The following is a 22,380-nucleotide window of genomic DNA, read 5'->3' on the forward strand; positions in this document are numbered from 1 at the left end:
CCAGCAGTCTTTTCAATATCAGCCAACTCCAGTTGTCCACTTAGACAACTATAGCCGTCTGATTGGCTGACTAAAGTTGACCAGATAGCCGACTTCAGTCGGCTTATGTGCGGATTGGATGATTGAGCAAACAAGAATTAGACTTTGTGTCCATCTCTCTTGATATATTTCCCTCAGCAGTGAAGGCTGTGAAGATTGTGAAGCAAACATTTCCCCCTTGTATGTTCACAGTATTCAATTTATATAATGACAGTTATCTTCGTGTGAAAGAGATGAATAGAAGAATAGTAATTTATTTCTCCAGAAGTCGCTGTTTAATTTCCGCTATCATTTTCAAGACTCCCGTACTCTCGACTTTTACTTCCATATTCAAGATGTATTCGCCCATCAGCCGGAAACGCAACATATCTCCCATTTCATAGTAGAGCATAGCTAATTTATATCTCGGAGTTACGCGGCAAGGAATCATGTCCGCACTCAATTGATAAGCCTTTATTGCCTCATCAAGACAGTTACACGCAACATACAAATCACCTATGTCACACCACAATTCAGAAGTTGGAATAACAGTTGCCGAAAATCTCATAATATCCAAACTCTTGGAAGTCGGGTAATATCGGAAACTATATTGAGCATAAATATCCAGTAAATGAGGAAATGCCGCCAACTCTTTCTTATGGCGGTTGAAATACAGTTCCGATTCACTAACCGATTCTCCGAACGGATTTCTATAAAACTCTTTTATAGAAGAATCTAATATGTAATATCGATAACATCCATAAGAGAAGAAGCACAAACAGACAATACTTACACCATATATAATAAATTTTTTCAAAGGCAATTTGCATACGATTTCCTGCCAGACATTCATTCCTCCCAACAAAAAAGGAGTCATTATCCATAATAAAAATGTATGGCTCGGATATGAAAACATCGAAAATATGACAAATGCAATAAATGCACCTCCCAATATAAGATTATCCTTTTGGAGAGCATTCAATAACACCACTATGCAGATAGCAAGTGCAATGAATAACCCTAATATCCCCAGTTCAACCGCTATTAGAAAGAATTCATTATAAGGATAAATTATATTATCTGCCAATATCTTGTATTGCGAATCCGGATTTTTCTGAAAATAATGGGCTTGATAGTACATATATTCTTTAGGAAAACTTCCGATACCATGCCCCGCTATCGGAGAATCGGCTATCATGTCGGCTGTGATTCTCCAAATTAATAAGCGACCATTTGCAGAATCTTGTTTATAGTAATAAGCACCTATAATGAGAAGAACTCCAATCAACAATAATATACAACGCACCCATAGCCGTATTTTCAAATATCCTCTATATTTATACCAAATAAATCCGCAACCAATCATTGCAGCCAGCCGGCACGAGAATCCGACAGGACAAGAACGTATGCAAACAACAAAATCAGCCCCGACAAACCGAGTTTCAATAATTTATTATGTAAGACTTGCATTTGAAATATCCCAAATGCTACCGTAATGGCCAAACTCATGAATATTCCCAATTGTCCGGGGTTACCGAATGTTCCGGTTATTTCAAAAGTTCGATGAAGACTTTCTGCCCAATGTAATTGCTGGCAAACTGATAAAAAAGATTCGTAAACACTGATAATTATAATAATCCATGATATATACAGTTTCTGACGTAAACTCCGGGCAACAATATAGCAAAAACAACCTATCGCTCCTTTTGACAGAACAAACAAATTGAAACCTTCCGGATGAATACATAAACTTATTATGAGTATGATGACATAACATACTAACAAGCAATCTATACAGTTTAGTTTTACTGTCTCTTTTCCGAAAAGGCTAATCTTATGCATACTAGTTTTAAAATATCAATTCATCACTACAAAAGTAACTCTACTCAATCATCATTATGGATAAAATCTGCAAAGTCTTTTTCAAACTGCTTGAATCCTCCTGAATAGATTTTGTCTATTCGTTCAGAAATTGTTGATGAATCATCCACATCTTTCAGAGAGTACACAAACCTTTTCAGCATATCTCCAGGTAGTTCTTCAATCCAAAACGCGACAAGCGCATGTGAGAGCGTGTAAGAATACCCCTCATTAGTAAATTCTTCAATCATAAATTCATCTCGCAGACCATTTATAAACTCAAGAAGATTAATTTCTCCCAACATATACATTGAGCGGATTCTACCAAATTCATAATCCGTAAGTGAATGCCGGACTCCTTTCTTTGTTATCACGCTATTCTCAAAATATCTGGCCAAACCTTCATTAAACCATTTAGGAATATGTACCCCTATTATATGTCTAGCGAAATGATGACTAAGCTCGTGATAAATAATGGAAAGAGTTCTTTTACGTCCATTTTCCGCTCCCAATATTACAATCTTATTCTGAGCTGTCACATACAAGCCGGCCACTTTTTCCCATGTTGTTACACCAATACTTTTTAGAAATATCTTAGCCGCTTCCTTCTTCTCAAACATATAGAGGTGAACAATAGTCAGAGTATCGGGCAATCCGAATTGCGAATAAAATTCAGCTTCGTGCACAAACATCTTTTCTATTTTTCCACGCTCCTCTTCAGACAGAGGGTCACCGTTATATTCAATCTGCAATACCTGTCCGCAGAGTTGAACACAAAAAATAAACAGTGACAAAAGAATTAATGATATACGCATAATGTCATTTCGTAGATTTCTGTTTCAAATATTTTTTCTTTTCGCGCTTATCCATGTCCTGCATGATAAGTTCATCATCAGTCAATGCCTGATAATAAGACCTTTCCTTAAGCTTCACGTCTCCTTCAACCGTACGGAACATCGGAATGAAATGAGAATAAGGATAGCCGTTAAACTTCTCTCCTGTGAATTTATTTTTGTCCAGGAAGAAAAAAGAAATTGATATGCCGTTACTACCGGCCAATCCTATAGGCTGTCCGGTCAGTATAGCCTCTCCCGGCTGAACAAGAATTTCAGCCATGAAAATATATATGGAAAAAGTATTGTCGGCATGGTATATGAGCAAATGGTCGGGATGATGTATTCTGCAAACAACCCCACCCCTTGTTGCATAAATTGTATCTCGTTCGTTCAAACGAAACCTCATAGTCTTTCGTGATTCCCTCATGTCAGTTTCCCAATTAATCTTTTTACCACTTTTCACGGGTAACGCATAAGGAGTAGTAATCTTAAATTTGTCAGGGAATTTGCCACGACAAATATAATAGTAACCCCACTCTTTAAACGAATTGTCTACTTTCGATTCAAAATCTTTAGTATATACCGTATTCTTTCCCGGAGACAGGTTATAAGACTCATCCATTTCGCGATACAAATAGTAATCGCAAAAATCCTCATTGTAATAATTCAAGGGTTCTTCGTCAAATTTGGTGGTACTTCTTCTATTGTGAATAAAGAATCTTGGCTCTCAGTAGTTTACTTCCTGCCCTATTGTACATCTGTCTTTTTACCGCTTTAATTTTATTCACTGTCCCCTCCAATAATCCGTTACTGAAGGGGATATCAATAGCTGCCTGTACTGCCTCCCAGTCTTTTTCAATACCATATGCAAAGTTCGTCAGTGCCATATTCCGTGTTGCCTTCGCTTTTTCAATCCACTTTCTAATATCCTTATCATAAGTATTCCCATTAATCATATCTCTGAAATTCTGACACACGCTTAAGAGTTCTTTAATCTGTGGTGAGGATTTATACAGTTCCGCTAGTTTAGGATTATCCGATTTTCCCTTTAGAATGTATTTGCGTATCTGATTCTGTGAAACTCTTTGTGTTTTACTTCCGTTTTCAATGCTCTCATTATGCTCCTTGACTTCCTTCCTCTTTTGTTGATACATTTTTCGCAAGCTGGATGTTATCCTTCCAATAAGTGCGCCACTGATTTTACTCCCCATTTTTTGTGCCAATATTTTTCGGGTAATACAGCCCGCACTAATGATTGTAGCCAGTTCGGATACATATTTAAGAGCTGTCTTCTGTTGCTCATTCAAGTATGCCCCTATTCTCCTGTTGTGAATGAGCTTATAAATGTAGCGACTTTTCTTGCCCAAATGTGTGGCTGTCTGCTCAATGGTCATCCCCTGCATTTTTAAGTTCAGGCTTTCCCTGTATATCTTCAATTTTTCTCTGTGTCGGACATCTCCCATGTTAAATATGTCCTGAAGAATTAACGAAGAAGCCGTGTCTCTGTCAGGATATTCGTACTTGAGCTTTTTCTTGGTCTGACGAATCATTTTCTCTATTTCCGGTATCATCGTGTCCGTCATATTCTTGATTAGATGGAACCGGTCGCAGATTTGTGTAACACCAGGGATTATTCTGTTTATAGCCTCTGTGAAACATCTTCCACGGTCTCTCGTTATATATTGTATCTGAGGATTCCGGGTGAGCCAGTTATCAAGCGCTTCTCCGCTTCTATCCTCTAACAAAGCAATAGGCATGTGTGTCATCTGGTCTACGACCACACTCATATAATCCTTACCTTTTTTATAGGCAAAATCATCAATACCTACATAAATACTTTTATTATGCATAGGATTATGTTGCCCGTACTGTTGTAGGATGCGTAAGCAGGAAGAGCTACTGGCCGTTATATGGAACAGTTGCAAAAGAGAAGAGGCCTTTCGGGAAGTAAGTTCCAAGCTTATCGATCTGATGCGTTCCTCAACAAGATAGCTCCGTCTACCATACCGACGAGCCAGAAAAGACAACGGTTCGCAGAATATTTTTTGCGGACAAGAAACATTGTCACAATAATATTTACCAACCTTGATGACTAACTCCAAACTATGACCGTAAACTTCAAGATCCTGAATATGACGGGAGTAGTAACTGTGCAACCGGTGACTGAAATGTCCGCAATAAGGACAGGAAGCCCCCTTGCCAGCCGTATGTAAAAAGACCGTCAATGAGCCAACAGCTTCAGAGATACCATCTTGTTGCAGATTATCGTAGCCAAGACTGAATCTGAAATCATGGAATAATCCCCTATTTGTAGGAGTATTTTCTTTTTTTGATGTATATTTGTACGTTGTAGATATGGCTTGTTGCATGGTAACTCTTAATGATGTGGTGTCTTTAAAGTTACTAAAAAGCAAACATATCTACAACTTTTTATAGGATTAAGGAAGAAGAAGAGGAAAACCATCGAAATAAAAAAGAGATTACCACCAAATTTGACGAAGAACCATTCAAGTCCAAATTTCTCAGATTATTCCTTTCCCATTTGCCTTGCACTTCACTACGAGTACGTGGTAATATCACATAATCCAGGGATTGGGCATGAATATGGTCAATAGACAATGCCAGAACTAATATTATCAAAAATTTAATGTACTGTTTCATAGCTTAATTAGTTAATGAAAATAGTTCCTTTTAATACCAGGAGCTATTTCTAGTTCAATATTATTTTCTTTTAAATCACTTGCAATCTTTTTCAAATCACTATAATCTACGCAACTTATGACATATCGATGCGATTTATTATTATGAGTTATAATGTGCAGATAAACATTGCCATAAGCAGCATTTTTAAACATGATTTTTCGTATCTTCTTATACATAAATGTCTTATTCCAGAAATTGTAGAACGAATTTTTAAATGTGATACTGTCTGATTTAAAGATTACATAATTAAATCCAGTAGCAGCTATTAAAAAAATAATTGTGTAAAAGAGAACCATGCCTTTGACATAAATATTAAAAGGACCATCTACAAATCTCCGATAAGTAAAAAAAGTTGCAATGGGAATAAAACAAGCCCAAACTATATTATGCTTGAATATACTTCTACGATATTCTTTATACATCTGTTATTTTTATTGGTTCACTAAATCCTGAAATATAGAAATAGTGGAATGAAGAATATGATAGAAAAACATCATTTATTCATTGGAGTAACTATATATCCTTACCAACTTCCACTATTTCTTCTTAACTCAAAAATAAAAAATATAGAGTATGAAATTTATTCAGGTTGTTGTTTCCAACCGATATAAATATAATTCAATTTTTTACCATATTCTGTAGGTGTAAACCAAATATTCTTTTTCAATTCTATTTCTATTGTACGATATACCGATACTGGAATCGTAGCATAAGGTTGAAAAGATGCAAACCTAAATTTCACTTCTGATACTTTTCCTGAATTCGGATCAATATACATCACTATTGCAAACCTTGCACCTTTTAGCTTTCGTTTCTCAATATCAGAAAAAGCGTTATTAACGATTGAGAAACATTTAGGTCTTGTCCAATTCTCTTCTTCAAATTCAACGTTATTATCTAGCATAGAAACCTGTTCACCAGTACTTTTGAATATTTTATCAACATAAGTCAACTTGTTGTCTTTATTATAAAGAGTTATAAAATCTGAATCATCTTGCACATCACACTGGTATGTATAACCATTTTCATGAAATGTCTTCGTTGATTTATAATAGTTCTCTTGTGCAGAAATTTTTAATGCACATATAGCAATAATAATTGTAATTATTGATTTCATATTAACAATCTTTTGTTAGTTTACGCAAATTTGAAAATGTAGAGAGAAGAGAGCGATTTTTATCATACAAATAATCCTTATAAGCTTTGTCGTTTTTAAAAGCTTTCACAGCATTATTCATACACTTCTGAGCACCATCTATAGTAGAATGCGGTAATAAATTACCTTTAGTATCAAAGTAAACGTCAAAATCAGATATTGACATCATCCTATCATCTTTAACATACATAATTTGCCATTTACTCCCTAACTTATATTCAGATAACGATTGTAAATATTGATATTGCGCATAATGAGCCTCAATTTCCAAATTTACCACCGCATTTACATAAGAGCTTTGTGATGCTTCTTGATAAGATTGATAAGCATGCCACATCTCATGAAAAAGGGCATTACTTTCCATACTCATACCCAATGAAATCCCAGCAGCACTTCCTTCACCAAAAATAAATGCCGAATAGCCTTCATTATTAATTTGAATAGACAATGTCTTTCCATTAAGAGCTTTAAGCAAACCATTAACCAATGCTTCCCCCATACAATTATTCATTATTTTTCTAAGCATACGATTGAGAGTTTTCCAATTAGCTTCTGTCATCTTGGAATTTCGAAATAACTTCTTAGCTATTGTATCAGAAACCGCTGGAGCTACAGGTTCATCTACCACAGGCGGAGTCGGTTGAGATAAATCTCCAACACAACTTCCACCACAACCTATACTACCACAAAGTGGACAAACATCAGGTATTGGGTCCGGGTCAACTGGAAATACCGGATCAGTCCCTTCGCCTGGTTCGAAAGGTTCACCAGGACCAATAGGCGGTACAGTCTCGCCGCCAGTTCCACCAGGCACGCCGGGTTGCTCCGGTTGACCAGTTCCACCAGGGGTATCAGGCGTAATATCCACTGGAGGAATCCATACGCTATCCGGTTTTCCGTCCCCATCGGAATCATACAAAATCTCATTATTATCTTCATCCCAAAAGTAACCGTCTCCCAAATCTGTATAATTGCCTAATCCATAGTTCCAGTCGTCATTATCAGGCAAAGGGGGTAAAGAAGGATATCCATCTCCATAATCCCATTCGCCAAAACGGGTAGTGGCAACAGCCATACGTCTGAAAGTCATTCCTTCTAATATTGAACGCAAAACCTTTACTCGCTGTCCAAGGGTTTCCATATCACCCGGTATAAAAACGCCCTGCATTTTCACACCGTCGATATAGCGATTAACCCTCACAAGACGACCATTCAGAGGATTCGTATAGATAGCTACACCAGAGAAACAAGCTTTATCACTGCAATTGATAAACAAGTCACAAATATTCTTTTTGTGTTTTACATAGCAATCTTTAGTAGGTATAAGAGTGAGGATGTATTGCCCCAAGGCTTCCGTCTCAACATCTTTCACTATAATAAGTTTTTGAGAAACAGGCACTACACTGACACGTGCTACTCCTCCTTTAAAATCATAAGATGTAACCTGATATCGGGTGTTTGTCTCTATTGAAATGTCATAACCCGCTAAATTCCTTTGAGCAGAACCAACTACATTATCCCACTTTGGAGCAAAATCCTGCGGAGACAGAGATGTCTTACTCATTTTTCCACCTGTACGAGTATTTGTGCTACCTTGCATCATCTTCTTTTCAAAAAAGTCTTTGGCTTCCTGCAAAGTAAAGCCTTTCATATCTGTTTGTGACAGTGAGGGGGATTTTACCAATTCTTCATCCGTACAATTGACCGTAACAATGAGAATCGCCATCACGCACAGCACAGCGTAAATATAAGTCCTTTTCTTCATATCCATATCATTTTAATCCTTTTCCTTTCATTTTTAGTTGAAATTTATAATCCCACCATCCAAACCATTTTTTATAGTTGTCCGGCTGAAACAGAGGTTCTACCTTTTTGCAGAATTCTTCACTTAAACGGGATAACCGGCTATACTTCTCTGAACCGGAGATTCCAGCTTGTCCCATAATCCTATATTCCTCTATCGCATACTTGCCATAAGCTGTCTTGAATTCTTTTATCTGCACTGAATTCAGTCCGAACCGAGACTTCATGTCATAATCCAACTTGGCATGATTTATTGCGTTCCAACGTGTTTGAATATTGGGGAGCGTTTTCGTTACGTTTTGTTCCAACTTCTCTTCAAGATTTAATAAATCGATTTCTATTTCCCCATACGGTTTACCTGAACGATATGCCTTTTCACGCATCCTTTTGTGTTCTTCTTCAAATCCGGCAATATCCATTGCATCCTTATAAGAAATCCCATATCTGTCCATATTGATAAATGTTCGTGTCTCCAACGCTCTATAAGTAAAATACCAGTCAGCGTCTTCTTCTCCCAGCAATTGAACAATGCGCTCTTTATGCTTTCTATTCATCTCATTCTCTTTTTCATACTTCACGGACTCTTCATCCGTCCCTTTCCATAACGCATTATGTTCTTTAAATTGCTCTCTCTCCATTTCATACAATGTACGCATCTTATTGTAAGGAATGAGACGATTGTCACTCAACATCTGGTAACGTTCCCCATCTTGGGTACAGTAACTCCAAGTACGATATTTACCGCCATAAAAGGTCTGATTAATGATTGTTCCGTACCTCTTGTACAATTTGCTTTGCTCTGTTCGGAACTGTTGAGAAGTCATCTTCCGACTCTTCAACCCATCATTCTCCTGATTTAAAGACGTTAGAATTTCTTCGTAAGCATCCGCCTTTTCAGCATCCACCCCATACGTCTTCATTACATACTCTTTGTGCTTACCTACATCTGTGTTCTGCACATTTCTTGTTTGTGCATAGCCTATACCTCCTGTCAGAAGCAAAGCCAGGGAAAAAATAATTTTTCTCATAAGTTAATAATTAAAAGTTAGAATATATTTACCACCATATCTGGCGGCCATTTTCGTATGTGAAAGGACGTTCTTCACGTCCCTTTGTTAGATTTCGAAGCCATAACAGGGCATTTTCAGGAACTTTATCATAAATAAGGCTATCTCCTTCAGTTTTTTTCCGCCCCAAACTTTTCCATTCGCCGTTCCAGTAAAACAGTTCGTAAGTATCTGTAGAAATGATAGCATTATCATCATTACGTGGGGCAAAGCCAAGTGCCCCTATCCGAACTGATTTATACAAATCAACCCCGACCCACATATCCACACCGCCACCAACCTGATAATAAGTGAGGGGATTTCCATCAAAGACATTCATCATTGCACTATCATCCTGAATGGCTTCACAAGCTATAGGACGAAACGATACAGGTGTTCCATCTGAATGATAAACAGAAAATTCGGCTATACTGAATGTTCCTTTAGGTCTTAAATAACGCACATATCGAAAAGCCTTATCCGTGCTTATATTTACTTTTTGTATCTTGCTTTCCGGTATCTCCGTTATTCTATAAATTTCTTCTGCATCCGAGAAGTCGGATTGATTGGCTCCTTCAAATCTCCCCATCACCATTGTCTTGGCAAAATCGACAATACGCATATTCAAGGGAAACTTACGTTTCAACACCACCTTCTCACAACGAAAGGTATCCAACGATATTTCCCGAACCGAATTTCCGGTTACTACCACCGGATTGGCTACAGGAAAAAGCTCTCCTTTTTTCCATTGAACAGGCAGATAGACTATCCCGTCACCAAGGTCAATTGCTTCTTTCTTACCATCATCAGTCACCTTTACTCCTGTCCCCACATACGAGAATGTAGTAGAAGTGGAAGAAGCAACCGGTATCCAACCGGCAGGTGAAAAGACGGATAAATAGTTAGTATCTGTTGTCTTGGATTTGTCTACTGATATTTGTACATTGCGCGAACCTATCTGATGTAATTCCGTGACATCGACAATATCATTATATAGGAATAAATCGGGAACATCAGAAGTTCTTCCTTCCGTTGTCTGTACACTGTAGACTTTACGATATATTTTAGGTGTCTTTCGTGACAAATAAGCATCGTTTGTCACTTTATCTGTATTTGGCAACGGATAGATTTTCCCGTCAGGCAAGATAACCGAAACAAAGGAATGTCCATTATTACTGCTCCCCCAATAAGGAACAAACTCATAGGAACATGGTATCCCGGATGCCCTCAAAGCCATGACTAATAACGCGGATCGATCGTCACATTTACCATATCCGTTGCGAATAAGAGAAGAATAAGATTGTGGAAGTTCTCCATTATTTGCCGGAGAAAGGTTTAACTTCACTTGAGAATTGATATCTTTTGCTGCTTGAATGATATCAACCATATTCGCAGACCTAAAATGCCGTTTACAATCCTGCTTCCAGTAATATTCCAGAGGCTCGTCTACTATTCTATAGGGAAGAATGTATTCTAAGAATTGCTCAAAGCTATAATCTTTCAGAAAAGAAGATTCTTCTTTCAACAGGAACGATTCCTCTAAAGAAGAAATCAAAGAATCGGACTTTACAACGTCAATATCATAAACGATATTCTCTCCTGCCGAATGCTTGCCTGGCATATTACTAACCAGGAAACAAGCAGCTTCATACTTTTCACTGTCGCCGGAAAGTTTATAGTGTTCCAAGAAAGAGGTAAGCTCTGTTTGGTTACTTGTCGAACTCTTTGCTGTCTCCCAAGCTCGACTCTCATAGTTGTTAGAAGTGCATCCATACAGGGCAATGATGCCTGCATAGACAAAATGTTTTATTTGCATGTTTTTTTATTTCATACTGATGTTTACCCTTTGTTGAGCAAACATCAGCTTATTAATTGTATGTCTTATCGCACCGACAATTCTTCTATCGAAACCTGTGCCGGATTGCCATTCAAAGAGGTGGCATCCAAACGGATGAAGCGAGTAGATACTTTATCTTTGAATTGCACCGTTTGCGGAACGGGGTTGTTGATGATATTACTGAACTCGCCATTGGTCAGTACTTCTGTCCATGTCTTCCCATCGTTACTTATCTGAAATTTATAGCGGAAAGCAGTGGTCGGCTTTGCTTCGGCTCCTGCGGGAGCGTATGTAAATCCTGCAATAACAGTCTGCTCTCCCAAGTCAATCGTGACAGGAGATGATGACAACAGACGCCAAGCATCTTTGGACATACTTTCTTGTGCTGCCTGCGGTGATTCGTCTTGCAGCGGAGCGGCATAGTAGGCTGCTATCCGGGATACGTTGGCTGTCAAGCGACATTCGTCGATAGTCACCCGGATTTTATTGGCTTTCACGGTAGGGATACGCAGCAATCGTTTATAGCCAATTGTGGTTCCCTGTCCTACGATTTGCCATCCTTCGGGCGTCAGCGCCTCTACTGTGAACTTCTCCACCCGCTGTCCTTTAGCGATGTCTTCCTGCAACATTATTACGTTGACAGAAGTTTCCTGTTCCAACTGATAAATCCGGCTGTCTTGCGGTGCGGCACACCATAGGTTCATTCCGTCTTTTATCTTGTCCGATGCGAATATATGATTTCTGCATTCGGCAAATTCTTTCAGCCGGGCGGCGTCCGCTTCGCTGATAAGTCCCCGTTTATCCGGCGGGATATTGAGCAGAAGAACAGAGTTGTAGCCCACGGATTGATAATAGATTTCCATCAAGTGTTTCAGTGTTTTCACTTGTGCATCCTGTTCTTTATGGTAAAACCACCCCGGACGGATAGATACGTCCACTTCCGACGGATACCAGAACAACTCACGGGCTTTCGCCAATATCCTGCGACTGCCCAAATCATTGGTGGTGCTGGAGATTCCGAGATATTTGTTGTTTTCGGCAGCACGGCTGTAAATACTCGGAGTACGTACCGTAGCTCCCCATTCGGTTTCACGGCCAATACCTTTCTCGTTGCCTACCCAACGCACATCATCGCCCATGATAGCCGCAACAGCTTTGGGTTGCAGGCGGCGGATGGTTTTATAATAAGTATCCCAGTCGTAGACCTGCTTCTTGCCGTTAGGCCCTTCGCCGTTGGCTCCGTCGAACCATACTTCGTGCACTTCCCCATAATTAGTCAGCAACTCAGTAAGCTGGCGGACAAAGAAAGCGTTGTATTTCGGAGAATCCCCATAACAAGCAGCATTCCTGTCCCACGGAGAAAGATAAACGCCGAACTTCATACCGTATTTGTCGCACGCCTGACGAAGTTCTTTCACAACATCCCCTTTCCCCTGTTTCCAAGGAGAGGAAGCAACAGAATGAAGAGTCGTTTTCGTAGGCCACAGGCAAAAACCGTCGTGATGCTTGGCAGTGAGGATTACCATTTTGAATCCTGCATCTTTCAACGTCCGGACCCATTGTTCGGCATCCAACCCGGAAGGATTGAAAAGGGCGAGGTCTTCTTTGCCGTCTCCCCATTCATTACCCGTGAAAGTGTTAATGCCGAAGTGCAGGAAAGCAGTCAGCTCCAGTTGCTGCCAGTTCAACTGCTCCGGAGTGGGAACCAGACGGGCTGCCATATCCACTTTCTGTTCCAAGGTGGCGTCTGCCGGAAACCAGAGATGTTTTACAAAATAATCTTCTTCGGCATGATATAGTTGCGGATACGATAATTCTCCCTTTTCATTGATTAAGCGAAAACCGCGGTTGTTCCAGTAACGATGAAAACCGCCTATATTGCTATTGATATAGATTAATTCAAATGAATGCACGCCTTTCTCCAAGGCGATTGATTTACGACTTACCGAATGGCGGATTAGTTTGCCGCTATTGCTAATCAGCAATTCACCGTCTATTTTCAGTTCGTCCATCTCTGTGGTCATATAATACACACCATCAGCGGGAACTTTGAAATATCCCCGATAGAGAAAAGCACCGTTCGCTTCGGGAGCAATATCCAAGTTGAAGTCAGAAACAATCTCCGGATTGCCCCAACCTGCATCCAGTAGGTCTGTGACGTAGTAATACTTGCCGGAAACGCGTAATAGTTCTGCACCGGGAAGCAATTTCTTAGTATCAGTCAATGCAGGACGCACTGTTTCTTTTCTGACAGTTATTGTCCGTGTACGACTCAACTTACCGGAAGGAAGACGGGTCGCTATTTTCAGGACGGCATCGTTTGTGAACGATAGTGGAGCCGTGTAGAGCGCAGATTGCGCAGTAGGCGTACTTCCATCAAGCGTATATACCATGTCCAGATTGCGGCTGTTACGAAATGAGAGAGATGTTTTGTCTATCACCGCTACATAGTCCGACTGAGGTCCTTCGGGCAAAGGTATGTGATAATTGACATTGTACGCATCCAAACGAGGGTGCTGGTTATCAAGGCGACGGACAAAAGAAGTGAAATCCTTGCGGGACTTTTGCGTCCATGTCAGCTCTGCCATTGCGAGCAGACGGGGGTACAGCAAGTATTCCGTATGTTCCGGAGTAGGCGAATACTCCGTCCAAAGGTTAGCTTGCGCACCAAGTATGTGATGCTGCTTGTCAGGAGATATTCTAGCTGCCACAGGCTCATAGTGGTACGCCTTTTCGAGAGAAATGCCATAACCGATAGCCACAGGCTCCACTTCCGGCGCACCCTGCCCGTTATAATCATAGTAGGCGTATTGCAGGGGAGTCATAATGACATCGTGTCCCATATTGGCAGCCGTAATCCCCCCCTCTTCTCCTGTCCATGACATGACGGTGGCTGTGGAAGCCAGCCCGCCTTCCAATATCTCGTCCCAGCCAATCATTGCCTTTCCATGTTTCAGAAGCATCGCTTCCGCACGGTGCACAAAGTAACTTTGCAGTTCGTGCTCATTTTTCAGATGTTCGTCCCGCATCCGTTTCTGACATTTCCGGCAGCGTTTCCAATGAGTCTTGGGGCATTCGTCTCCCCCGATATGGAAATACTTACCGGGAAAAAGAGGGACAACCTCATCAATCACATCTTCCAGAAAGTCGAAGACACGGTCGTTTCCCGCACAATATACGTTGTCTTCCACTCCCCACTGGTTGCGAAGCCGGAAAGGTCCCTCTATACAGGATAGTTCGGGATACGCCGTAATTGCGGCAAGTGCATGACCGGGAAGTTCTATCTCCGGAATAACGGTGATTTGACGGGCGGCGGCATATGCCACCACTTCTTTTATTTGTTCCTGGGTGTAAAAGCCCCGGCAGATACTTCCGTCTACATTATGACGAACGGAGCCTACCTCTGTCAGCAAAGGATATTTTTTCACTTCAATCGTCCACAAGTGGTCGTCCGTCAGATGCCAATGGAAATAGTTCATCTTGAACATTGCCATCAAGTCGAGTTGCTTCTTGATGAAACCCACATCCATAAAATAACGGCAGACATCAAGCATCATGCCGCGATAAGCAAAACGCGGTTCGTCTTCTATGGAAACGCAGGGAAGACCCCAATGTATATTTTCTACTTTATGGGGATTCTGGATGGCAGGCGGAAAGAGTTGCATCAAGGTCTGCATCCCATAAAAGAGTCCGCGCAGGCTCTTGCCTGTCACGTCGATTTTATGATTGGCTACATCCAGCCGATAACCTTCTTCGTTTAAGGGCAAGGTGGTGTCTATCTTCAATGTTATGCTGTTTTCGTACGCTTTGTTTCCCTGCGTGTTGCTTTCTTTACCATTATTCCTGATTGGGAACGGGTATCCGGTGGAACGTTTCATCTGCTCCCTAAAATACCCGGCAATGCGTTTCACCTCTTCCGTACCGGCAACAAAGGCTGTTTGGGAAGTGAGTTCAAATACTCCCTGCTTCATCCGGATATGTTTGGGGTAAGGAATGACAGAAACTTCTTTCTCACTCTGACCGGCTGCGGACACTTCTAACGACAACACGCAAAGTACCGCTATTAACCAACTATTTAATAAAAGTTTTCTCATCTTTATTCGTTATTTTACATAGCATTCTCGCCATAAGTCATTTTCACATTCAGGGAAGTATGGTTATTTACGGGTACTTCCTGTTTCAGGTATCCTTTCTTTTCAAAGACCAGGATGTCGCCTGCGGATACACGTACCTTGTATTTCCCTTTTGAATCGGTTCGCCCTACTTCACGCCCGGATACCTTCGAACGGATGGAAACACCATCTATCAATGTAGCCTGCACATCTCTGACAGTGCCGCTTACGGTTATCTCTTTTCCGCTTGCCGCGGATTTGGTTACGGAAGACGACGGAAGATTGTCCGGGGCAGAAACGGGTTGCCCGTCTGCTCCAAGGAGCTGTCTGTCCGCTCCGATATGAATAGTTTGCCTTAATAAAATACGGTCGGAAGCGGTTCCCAATTGCAGTTCAAATGCACCGGGTTCTATCAATCGCCGCCCGTCCTCTAATGTAAGGGCAAGGTCGGCAACCGGGAAGCTGAGGACGACTTCCCTGCTCTCTCCCGGTTGCAATTCAACTTTCATAAATGCGCGCAGTTGCTTTATGGGGGTGACAACTGAACTTACTTGGTCGCGCACATAAAGTTGAACAACCTCTTTCCCTGTTTTATTTCCTGTATTTCGAAGTTGCGTCTTTACTTGGACGGAATCATGTTCCAAAGTGACCGTCATCTTCTCCAAAGAGAAAGTGGTGTAGCTCAATCCATGCCCGAACGTCCATAAAGATGCGGGAGACGAGAAGACGTAATCCCTGCCGGGGGCTTCATAACTGCCCGGCTTTTTATAAAATCCCTTGTCGGAAGGCAAATGATTGTAGTAAGCCGGCAGATGCCCTACACTTTGGGGAAAGGAGAAGGTCAGCTTTCCCGAAGGGTTCACCTTACCGAAAAGAATATCGGCTATGGAGTTGCCAGCCTGTTCTCCTGCGTACCATTGCGCAAGAATGGCAGGAATATGTTCTTTCTCCCAAGGTATACAAAACGGTTTTCCCGACACAAGCACAAGCACTACCGGTTTTCCGGTTTTATAGATTGCCCGGATCAGGTCGCTTTGCGCTCCCGTCAGTTGAAGGTCGTGCAGGTCAAAGCCTTCTCCGCAATTCACCTGGCTATAATCGCGTGCCAGCGATGCGCTGGAGCTACCGCAAAAGAGCAAAGCGACATCGCTCCGGGAAGCAATCTCCACCGCTTCGGAAATAGCAGAGGTATCCTGGGACATCAGACTGCATCCACGCGCATACCGGACGATAGCCTTGTCTCCCACCAAGCGCTTTATCCCTTCCAACGGAGTGACACCATCCTTATTATCCCGGCTCCAAGTGTAATCACCGAACTGTACTTGCGCGGCATTCGGCCCGATGACGGCAATCGAACGTATCCGGCCGATATTCAACGGTAGCAATCCGCCTTCATTTTTCAACAACACGGTAGATTCATCCGCAATCTTACGAGACAGGGCGATGCTTTCCGCATCATGCATTTCCTGTTTGCCGAACTTCTCCCCATACGGGTCTTCAAACAAGCCTGCCGCAAATTTGGCAGTGAGTACGCGGCGTACAGACTCATCAATCACGCTTATGTCCATCTGTCCCTTTTCGACCAGTTCTTTCAGATACGGATAACATTCGCTGGAAGCCTCTACATCGAGCCCCGCACTGATGGACTGCACGGCACATTCTGCCGGGCTGCCGGCTGTGTGATGAAAGTTCTGCAACATATCAATGGCTCCCCAGTCGGAATAGACATATCCCTTAAAGCCCCATTGCTTCCGCAGAATATCAGTCAGCAGATAGCGGGAAGCGGAATTGGGAACACGGTTCCATGAGTTGTAAGTGGACATCACGGCCATCACGGGCAACCGGGTGACTACCATCTCAAACGGTTTCAGATATACATCGTGCAAATCTCTTACTCCGCATTCTACGGATGCAAGGTTCAGCCCGCCCAGCGGATTGCCATGAGGACCGAAATGTTTCAACATCGGAGAAATGCCATTATCCAGATAACCGACCGTTTCCGCACGGGCGAATATCCCGCAAAGGAAAGGGTCTTCTCCATAGGATTCTTCCACCCGTCCCCAACGCAAATCACGGACCACGTCAATGCAGGGAGCCAAGACCTGACGCATTCCCTGCGCATGCAGGTCACGGGAGGTACAGGCGGCTTTCTGATAAGCCAGCGCCGGATTGAAAGTACTTCCCAACGCTATATTCTGAGGATAAATGGTGGAACCTTCGTGTGCGGAACCATGCAGGGACTCCGCTACGGTAAATACAGGAATTCCCAACCGGGTACGCTCTGTCATATACTGCTGGACAGCACGCATATTCTTGCTGCAATTCTCCCCCGTCAACGGGAAACCTTCTACAAATCCCCAGCCGATATTCCCGGCAAAAGCGGATAGTTTCTTTTCATCCAGCACCTGTCCGTCAAATATATTCCAGGAATGTAAATGGCGGATTTGGGCTATTTTCTCTTCGAGCGTCATCCGTCGCAACAGGTCTTCCACTCTTTCATTGATTGGCAAAGACGCATTTTTATAAGGATACGCTTGTCCGCTCGCATCAGAAAAAGAGCACAAAAACAATACGAATGATAGCAGCGGATAGTTGATATAGTGTTTCATCTGTTTTCTATTACCGGTTACTGTCAGTTTTTCAATGGTTTCAATGAGATATAACGGGGACGGAATAATTCTACGGCAGTAACGGATTCCGGTTCGATACGTATATCGTACTCTCCGGCAGGTAATGTCACCGTGCCTACCGCTTCGATGATATCGGCTCCATTGCTGACTTTCTTTGTCAGTCTCTTGCCACCTAATGTAACCGAATATACTCCCGCTGCTCCCTTGCTTGCTTTACGCACTTCTTTTCCGGCATCACCTTCTACCAATTCATCCTCATATTTAGGTGCAGGAGCGACATAGGCGATACCGACTTCATAAGTCATCGGTTTGTCCAGACGGACAGACCATACTACCGCATCCCCTTTCTGTGTCATATTCTGTACACACTGTGCCTCGACTTCTTCACCGCCATAACGGGCATTCCCTTCCAGACGGGAATCAAACGTACGCAGATAATCCACCGGTTGAGTGGTAGAGAGACGACGGCGGGAGTCCGCTTTGAGTTCCGATGTACATTCCAGTACAACGACTGTATTGACAGCATCCGGACAATTCAACGGGACGTCCACCCATACGTCTTTTCCGGAACGGACATATTTCAGGCTCTTTTGGGGATTACTCAAGAGATAGGCACGCTTCACGTCCGTAAGCAGTCCGCCGACACATAACTTTCCGTCTTCCGGCCAGTCGAACACGTGCAGATAGAGTTTGTTGCCTTTCCGGGTCGTTTCTCCCCACGACTGAACTGCAAGCGGGGTGGCTTTGGTTCCTCTGATAGAAGCTTCGCCGTTTACTTTCCACCAGTCGGCTATTCCTTTCAGAATCGTCCTGTCCGGTGTGCTGAACTTCCCGTTCCCCATCGGGCCGATATTCATCAGGATGTTGCCGTTACGGGCCGCCGCTTTGACAAGCAACTTTATAAAGAAAGAAGCGGGCTTGTAGTCATTGTCATTCTCATTGTAGGCATATGAGTTGTTGGTCGTAGGGATACCTTCCCAATAGCTGTCTCCATAGTTGCTGAATTCGTAGGGGCAGTCGTTGGTATTGTAATAGTCATAACGGTCGAATCCGGCGATAGCACGGCCGTTGATAATAATATCGGGACTTGCCTCACGGGTAGCTTTCACTATACGGATACATTCTTCCACCGGAAGCTTATGGGGAGTATCATACCACATGATATCGGGGTCGTAATTAGCGATTAGTTCGCGTATCTGCGGAATCGCTTTCTCATCTACATATTTACGGGCAACGGGAAGAAATTCCTTACGGGTTTCCCACCAGTCGCGCCCGCCCAGCAGTTTATCCCCGCCCGGATTGTCATAGTCCCAGTCGTTGCCCACTCCGTTCTTCTCGCCCCAGTCGAACGCGTGAGAATAATAAAAGCCAAATTTGATTCCGGCTTTGCGGCAGGCTTCCCGGAGTTCCTTCATCGGGTCACGACCGAATGGGGTTGCTTTGACGATATTGTAATCACTCACTTTCGAGTCGTACATGGCAAAGCCGTCGTGATGCTTGGACGTAATGATGAAGTATCCCATACCCGTCTCCTTGGCTATACGTATCCATTCTTCCGCATCGAACTCTTCGGGATTGAATCCGGCCACCACTTCTTTCTTATATACTTCGACAGGAATCCGTGCCATACGCTGTATGTGTTCTCCGTATCCGTTATAACGCTTCCCGTTCCATGAACAGGCTAACGGGGAGTAGACTCCCCAATGAATGAACATACCGAAGCGGGCATTGTCGAACCATTGCATTCTTTTATCAAGTTGCTCTTTATCGGGCACCATTGCCGACAACCCGGTTTCCGATTCCGGCTGTTTCTGCGCAAAACAGGATAATGTACTTGCAGACAATGCTGCTGTCAGGATAATAGTACTAAAATGTTTTTTCATGTTTTTCATTCTGATTATACTTTCTTCCCCATAGGAGAGTTTATTGTAAACTGTATCTTTTCGCCTGGTTTCATCTGTTTCTCCGTTATCTTTCCCAAGAAAGGATTGAGCAGTTTCATCACTCCTCCTTTTTCCGATTCGATGATGATGGAACTTACCTTGCCTTTTTCGTAAGAGGCAGTCACCAGGAATGCCCCCATCGCCCGCAGGTTACAGTAGGATGCATCCTGCCATTTGGTCGGCATGGCCGGGAATACCTTAATCACTCCGGTATGGCTTTGCAGCAACATTTCCTGAATGGCAGCGGCACAGGCGAAGTTGCCTTCCAATGTGAACGGACGATAAGTAAATTGTGAGAAGCCTGCTTTCAACTGGTCGCCATTCAGATGGAAACTGTTCGGGCCGCAAAAGGCTTTGATAAAGATGTGCAGGTTGCGCAAGGCTTCGTCTCCGTCGAATACACGGGCTTTCAAGTTGGCAAGCCATGCGTAAGTATATCCTGTCCACCAGTCCGGTCCCAACTGCTCGATATTCTTAATGGAACGGAGAATCAAGTCGATGTCTCCGTTACCCCGGCTGGCATCAATGATACCGAAAGGATGAAAAGCCAGCAAATGGGAGAAGTGACGGTGAGATTCGGTCAAGGGAGTCCCCGGAGCAATCAGCAGGCCGCTTTCATTCTTCGCGAAGTCGGGCCACTCGGTTAATTGTCTCTTCCAGTGGGCAGCTTCGTCTGTCAATCCCAACGTATCCGCCATCTCTTCCGCTACTATATAGGTAAGGCGGATATTAGCCAGGTCGTAGTTGGTGGTTTCCTGAAACCAGGCATCTATCCGGTTGTCATTGATTTCCGGTGATGAGGAAAGCGGTAACTTTCTCCAGCCTTTCTTATCCCTGACGGAAATGTTCTCGAAATAACGGGCTACCTCTTTTACCCATGGATAGGCTCTCTGAGACAGAAACTCCGTATCCATGCTATACTTCCATTGCATATAGAAATGATGTGCAAGCCATCCGGCAGCAGTAGGCGAATTGGCGTACTGGCTCCATCCGCCGATAGGTTCTCCTGTCAACGTGGCAATGCAAGCTACGTTCATCCCTTCCACACCATAGAACTTGCGGGTAAACTTCCCGGAGTTTTCTTTTATCTGCCATAGCCAGTCAGTGAAAACGGATGATTCTTCCAGATGATTGGAGGAGTAGCCCGGCCAATAACTTAACTGGGTGTTCAAGTCATTATGGAAATCTCCGCGCCATGGCGGGGTTTGCCCGTTATCGGCAGTCCACACAGCTTGCAGGCAGATGGGAGGCGCTCCTTTGCGGGAAGCAGAGGCAAACTTATACATTTCAAGGTGCCATTGCTTTTCCAACAGAGTGTCCGGTATATGTATGCTTGACTTCTTCCAATACGCTTTCCACCATTCTTTGTGCTTGTCCAAGCTGCTTTCAAAATCATCATTCATGGATTGGGATATGTGATTCAACGCTCCTTCCTTTTCGGAATACCATGTACCGGCGGAAGTCACACAATACTTTCCTTCCAATTTTTTACTGGGAAGTGAATTCCAGTTCACGGCTATTTCGTAGGAGGCGTCTCCCCAGCCTTGTTGATGATAGAGCAAGGTGGTAGGGGCAATTTGTTTCACTTCCCCCAGTTTATAACCTAAAGAAGTCAATTTATTCACACCCGGCTGATAATCCAATGCGGCTTCATTTTCTTCATATTGCGGTGTCAGCAGTCGTACCGTCAGCGCATCGGGCAAATTTTCAAATAAGAAACGCCCGCCTTTTTCGTTGGCAGGAACAAAAATACGGGCTTTCGCTCCTTTCTCCCATTCTATGGTACAGACAGCCGAAACCAGGTCGAGTTTTACATTCGTTACTTTTCCCAAAGAAGCCGTATTTAATTCAATAGCTCCGGCAGGTATCTTTGTCGGTGCGGAGTCGTGTCGTGTCCGCTCGTCAATCAGTTCATGAACAGGGGTTATATTCTTTTTGGCAATCACCTGGTCGCAAATGAACCGATACGTATAATCGGGAGTGTCGAACTCCTCGACCGGACGCAAATCCCATAAGTCCGCACGGTCGATTGCAATACGCAACCGCCCTTCCTTTTGCCAGATTAAAGCACCGGTCAATCCATTTCCCAGCGGAATAGCCTCATCCCATACTTCCGGAAGCTTATCGAAAGCGAGGTTATAATAAAAGGGGGATGATTCGGTTTCCACCGTTCCTAACTTACAGGAACAAAGTAATCCTGCAAAAACAATCATCTGTAAAAAATACACTACCTTCATATATTACTTAGATTTCATAAATATTCTTTCATCTCGACATTGCAAAGATGCGACAAGCAATCAATATCAGTATGCACTTTACGTACTTTCAACGTACACATACAATACAAATAACGCTGTATTTGGATTATAGGCGGGGTATTGTACCTCAAATGGAGCTATCTGCACACAATGTACGCCCATGAACGGCAGATATAAA

The 22,380-nt window shown here is 42.9% G+C and carries 12 protein-coding genes; all 12 read right to left on the reverse strand.

The window, feature by feature from the left end; translation table 11 throughout:
• Window positions 1-292: 292 nt before the first annotated feature.
• Window positions 293-1,384, reverse strand: coding sequence for an O-antigen ligase family protein (locus tag ACGHVY_RS11970; RefSeq protein ID WP_390599254.1), 1,092 nt, complete (start codon window positions 1,382-1,384; stop codon window positions 293-295).
• Window positions 1,385-1,904: 520 nt separating this feature from the next.
• Window positions 1,905-2,693, reverse strand: a complete 789-nt coding sequence (locus ACGHVY_RS11975) for a hypothetical protein (RefSeq protein WP_308745445.1) — start codon at window positions 2,691-2,693, stop codon at window positions 1,905-1,907.
• 4 nt (window positions 2,694-2,697) lie between these two features.
• A complete protein-coding gene (locus ACGHVY_RS11980) occupies window positions 2,698-3,384 on the reverse strand; it encodes a M23 family metallopeptidase (RefSeq protein ID WP_390599256.1) in 687 nt (228 codons plus the stop codon).
• A gap of 31 nt (window positions 3,385-3,415) precedes the next feature.
• On the reverse strand, window positions 3,416-5,083 hold the full coding sequence (locus ACGHVY_RS11985; protein ID WP_390599258.1) for an ISL3 family transposase: 1,668 nt from the start codon (window positions 5,081-5,083) through the stop codon (window positions 3,416-3,418).
• Between the two features lie 914 nt (window positions 5,084-5,997).
• Entirely contained in the window at window positions 5,998-6,534 is a 537-nt protein-coding gene (locus tag ACGHVY_RS11990; RefSeq protein ID WP_390599260.1) for a DUF5043 domain-containing protein, read from the reverse strand.
• A gap of 1 nt (window position 6,535) precedes the next feature.
• Complete coding sequence (locus tag ACGHVY_RS11995) at window positions 6,536-8,344, reverse strand: hypothetical protein (protein ID WP_390599262.1); 1,809 nt, start codon at window positions 8,342-8,344, stop codon at window positions 6,536-6,538.
• Between the two features lies 1 nt (window position 8,345).
• Window positions 8,346-9,404 carry a hypothetical protein gene (locus ACGHVY_RS12000; RefSeq protein ID WP_390599264.1) on the reverse strand — a complete coding sequence of 353 codons (1,059 nt, stop codon included), beginning with the start codon at window positions 9,402-9,404 and terminating at the stop codon, window positions 8,346-8,348.
• A gap of 28 nt (window positions 9,405-9,432) precedes the next feature.
• Window positions 9,433-11,238, reverse strand: a complete 1,806-nt coding sequence (locus ACGHVY_RS12005; RefSeq protein ID WP_390599265.1) for a transglutaminase-like domain-containing protein — start codon at window positions 11,236-11,238, stop codon at window positions 9,433-9,435.
• Between the two features lie 65 nt (window positions 11,239-11,303).
• On the reverse strand, window positions 11,304-15,353 hold the full coding sequence (locus ACGHVY_RS12010) for a family 20 glycosylhydrolase (RefSeq protein ID WP_390599267.1): 4,050 nt from the start codon (window positions 15,351-15,353) through the stop codon (window positions 11,304-11,306).
• Window positions 15,354-15,367: 14 nt separating this feature from the next.
• Complete coding sequence (locus ACGHVY_RS12015) at window positions 15,368-17,980, reverse strand: glycoside hydrolase family 3 N-terminal domain-containing protein (protein ID WP_390599269.1); 2,613 nt, start codon at window positions 17,978-17,980, stop codon at window positions 15,368-15,370.
• A gap of 23 nt (window positions 17,981-18,003) precedes the next feature.
• Complete coding sequence (locus tag ACGHVY_RS12020) at window positions 18,004-19,884, reverse strand: alpha-L-fucosidase (RefSeq protein WP_390599271.1); 1,881 nt, start codon at window positions 19,882-19,884, stop codon at window positions 18,004-18,006.
• Between the two features lie 14 nt (window positions 19,885-19,898).
• On the reverse strand, window positions 19,899-22,181 hold the full coding sequence (locus tag ACGHVY_RS12025) for a glycosyl hydrolase family 95 catalytic domain-containing protein (protein ID WP_390599273.1): 2,283 nt from the start codon (window positions 22,179-22,181) through the stop codon (window positions 19,899-19,901).
• Window positions 22,182-22,380 lie beyond the last annotated feature (199 nt).

The organism is Bacteroides sp. f07 (assembly GCF_042854785.1).
Lineage (GTDB): Bacteria > Bacteroidota > Bacteroidia > Bacteroidales > Bacteroidaceae > Bacteroides.

Excerpts from the sequence above, each read along its gene's own strand:
- ACGHVY_RS11970 (WP_390599254.1), bottom strand. The coding sequence starts at position 1,384 with ATGATTGGTTGCGGATTTATTTGGTATAAATATAGAGGATATTTGAAA.
- ACGHVY_RS11975 (WP_308745445.1), bottom strand. The coding sequence starts at position 2,693 with ATGCGTATATCATTAATTCTTTTGTCACTGTTTATTTTTTGTGTTCAA.
- ACGHVY_RS11985 (WP_390599258.1), bottom strand. The coding sequence starts at position 5,083 with ATGCAACAAGCCATATCTACAACGTACAAATATACATCAAAAAAAGAA.
- ACGHVY_RS11990 (WP_390599260.1), bottom strand. The coding sequence starts at position 6,534 with ATGAAATCAATAATTACAATTATTATTGCTATATGTGCATTAAAAATT.
- ACGHVY_RS11995 (WP_390599262.1), bottom strand. The coding sequence starts at position 8,344 with ATGGATATGAAGAAAAGGACTTATATTTACGCTGTGCTGTGCGTGATG.
- ACGHVY_RS12000 (WP_390599264.1), bottom strand. The coding sequence starts at position 9,404 with ATGAGAAAAATTATTTTTTCCCTGGCTTTGCTTCTGACAGGAGGTATA.
- ACGHVY_RS12005 (WP_390599265.1), bottom strand. The coding sequence starts at position 11,238 with ATGCAAATAAAACATTTTGTCTATGCAGGCATCATTGCCCTGTATGGA.
- ACGHVY_RS12010 (WP_390599267.1), bottom strand. The coding sequence starts at position 15,353 with ATGAGAAAACTTTTATTAAATAGTTGGTTAATAGCGGTACTTTGCGTG.
- ACGHVY_RS12015 (WP_390599269.1), bottom strand. The coding sequence starts at position 17,980 with ATGAAACACTATATCAACTATCCGCTGCTATCATTCGTATTGTTTTTG.
- ACGHVY_RS12020 (WP_390599271.1), bottom strand. The coding sequence starts at position 19,884 with ATGAAAAAACATTTTAGTACTATTATCCTGACAGCAGCATTGTCTGCA.
- ACGHVY_RS12025 (WP_390599273.1), bottom strand. The coding sequence starts at position 22,181 with ATGAAGGTAGTGTATTTTTTACAGATGATTGTTTTTGCAGGATTACTT.